This window comes from Bartonella sp. MR168JLCBS (assembly GCF_042194175.1).
On sequence record NZ_JBHIMP010000161.1, the window covers coordinates 1 to 306 of the forward strand.

At 33.3% G+C, this 306-nt stretch carries 1 protein-coding gene and 1 pseudogene; both read right to left on the bottom strand.

All coding sequences use genetic code 11. From position 1 onward, the window contains the following. A pseudogene (locus ACFIK8_RS10005) lies at positions 1-66 on the bottom strand (50S ribosomal protein L23); the annotation flags it as partial. Next, positions 63-306, bottom strand: a 244-nt coding sequence (rplD, locus tag ACFIK8_RS10010) for a 50S ribosomal protein L4 (protein ID WP_375669335.1), incomplete at its 5' end; no start/stop codon positions are given. The gene rplD and the pseudogene ACFIK8_RS10005, both read right to left, overlap by 4 nt.

A 306-nucleotide genomic window follows, 5' to 3' on the forward strand; every position in this document is an offset into this window, starting at 1 on the left:
AATCATAGTCGCCTTTTCAGTAATGACTGGACTGATAATTATATCATAATGACGAAGATCTGTCATTTAAAACGCTCCTCAAGAGCCTCGACAGCTGCTTTTGATAAGACAAGTTTGCTGCGACGTAAAATATCATAAACATTAATTCCTTGAATTGGTAAAATATCAATATTAGGAATATTAGATGCTGCACGAGAAAAATTAATATCAATTTCTTTGCCACCAACTAAGAGAGCATTCTTAAACCCAAGCTTAGAAAAACAAGAAACAAGCATTTTGGTTTTAGCTTCCTTAACATTGAACTCA